This is a genomic window from Paenisporosarcina sp. P4_E4_2, assembly GCF_056401595.1.
Genome location: NZ_JBFUJC010000452.1, coordinates 1 through 2,029 on the forward strand (window position 1 = coordinate 1; position 2,029 = coordinate 2,029).

General features: G+C 37.7%; 3 protein-coding genes. All 3 read left to right on the plus strand.

Annotated elements, in window-relative coordinates:
- Positions 1 to 398 (plus strand): LCP family protein (locus AC1DSB_RS18520; RefSeq protein WP_477587331.1); only part of this gene is annotated, 398 nt, incomplete at its 5' end.
- An 89-nt stretch (positions 399 to 487) separates the two neighbouring features.
- The gene (locus tag AC1DSB_RS18525; protein WP_016427293.1) at positions 488 to 1,657 is read left to right on the plus strand and encodes an AI-2E family transporter; all 1,170 of its coding nucleotides are present in this window, start codon (positions 488 to 490) and stop codon (positions 1,655 to 1,657) included.
- Between the two features lie 69 nt (positions 1,658 to 1,726).
- On the plus strand, positions 1,727 to 2,029 hold a 303-nt coding region (locus tag AC1DSB_RS18530), incomplete at its 3' end, for a sporulation protein (RefSeq protein WP_477587332.1).

The following is a 2,029-nucleotide window of genomic DNA, read 5'->3' on the forward strand; positions in this document are numbered from 1 at the left end:
CACTTGAACCTGGAGTTCAACAGTTGAATGGGAAGGAACTTTTAGGATATGCACGGTTCCGCGCAGATGCTGAAGGGGATTTCGGACGAGTTGAGAGACAGCAAAAAGTTATGGAAGCATTAAAAGATGAAATCATGAGTCCTTCCAATGCTGCTCATTACCCGAAATTTGCAGGGGCCATACATGGTTATGTCCAGTCTGATTACTCATCTACAGATGAAGTCAAACGAGTACTAAGCCTGGCGTTCAGCGGGGGAGTAGACATTAATAAAATGACCATCCCTGTGGAACATAGTTATGATTTTGGGTCTTATCCGGGTGTAGGATCTGTCATTGAAATAAATCTAGATGAAAATAAGCAGGCTTTAAGCGAATTCCTAGGAATGCGATTGCGTTGATAAATTGATTATCAGCGCAATTTTCCTGTAAAATTAGTTTTATCGTAATCATTCTTAAGATTATGAGAATTCKAAAGTGGGGACATGATATGCAACCAGAAAAAACATCCTTTTTTTCTACTAGATTCATTCAGTTTCTAGGTGGGAGGAATACACTATATTTAATGTTATTGATCTTATTATTGGGTTTGATTATATGGATCTTTGATGTCGTTTCGTTTGTTTTTTATCCCATGCAAGTGTTTTTGGCGAATGTCGTATTGCCTGTCATTTTAGCAACCATTGGGTATTACCTTTTACGTCCTTTACTGCGGCTTTTGATACGGTTGAAAATACCGAAAATCTGGGGCATTCTTATTATTTTCTTAGGGTTAATCGGCCTCATCACCTTATTAATCTTACTTGTGTTTCCGTTCCTAAAAACGCAGTTAACGAATTTGATTCAAGATTTCCCTGGATACTTCAAGGAACTTGTCATATCTATTGATGCCTTTCTTAAAACATCAATCTTTTCGAGTTACTATGCTAATCTTGAATTTGATGTAAATATAATACTGCAGCAACTACCTGAGGATATTGGAAATACCCTCCAGGATGCTGTGGGTGGAGTTGCTAGTGGGATTGGGAAAGTAATCTCCACTTTGACAGGTTTAATATTGGCGATTGTAACCGTGCCATTTATTTTGTTTTACTTGTTGAAAGACGGCGAAAAGTTACCGCAATATATTCTGAATTTATTGCCTCCACGCATGAGAGAAGATACACGTCAGGTAATGAAAGATGCAGACAAACAAATCAGTGCATATATTCAAGGACAAATTTTGATCGCGATGTGCATTGGATTTATGGTGTTCATCGGTTTCGTTATTATTGGTATGGACTATGCTTTGCTTCTAGGGGTTTTAGCCATGATTACTAGTGTAGTGCCCTATTTAGGACCGATTATTGCAATCGCACCAGCAGCTGTGATTGCTATCGTAACTTCCCCATTCATGCTGTTTAAATTGGCTATTGTGTGGACAGTCGTACAATTAGTAGAAGGGAAGTTTATTTCTCCTCAGATTATGGGTAAATCACTACATATACATCCAATTACCATTATTTTTGTTTTATTGACTGCGGGTTCATTGTTTGGAGTTCCAGGCGTAATTTTAGGGATTCCAGGGTATGCTTTACTTAAAGTATTGGTCACGCATATTTATAAGTTATTTAAGCGTAGATACAATCGACATGAAACAGAGCTTGATCATCATTATTGATAATGGACATGAGATAAGTGAATCAATTGGAATGGATGGAATGGTTTCTATGACAGGGAGGAAGACATGATGTTGAAAAAGTTTTTGTCTACAATCGGTATTGGTTCAATGAAAGTAGATACTGTTGTAGACAAACCTGAAATTGCGCACGGAGAATCACTATCAGGTAAAATTTATATTAATGGTGGTCAAAGCGAACAAGTTATTGAGTTCATTAAACTAGAAGTATTGTTGAGAAAAGAAGGGCATCGGGAAGACAGTGATTTTGATGTAACTGAAGAGTGTGTGGCGAAACACACCATTGAAATGGTAGGCTCAGTAAAATCAAAAGAAACCCGTATGGTGCCTTTTGAATTGATGCCAGATGAACGC

Bases quoted from the DNA above. Each gene is read 5' to 3' on its own strand.
- AC1DSB_RS18525 (WP_016427293.1), top strand. From the start codon at position 488: ATGCAACCAGAAAAAACATCCTTTTTTTCTACTAGATTCATTCAGTTT.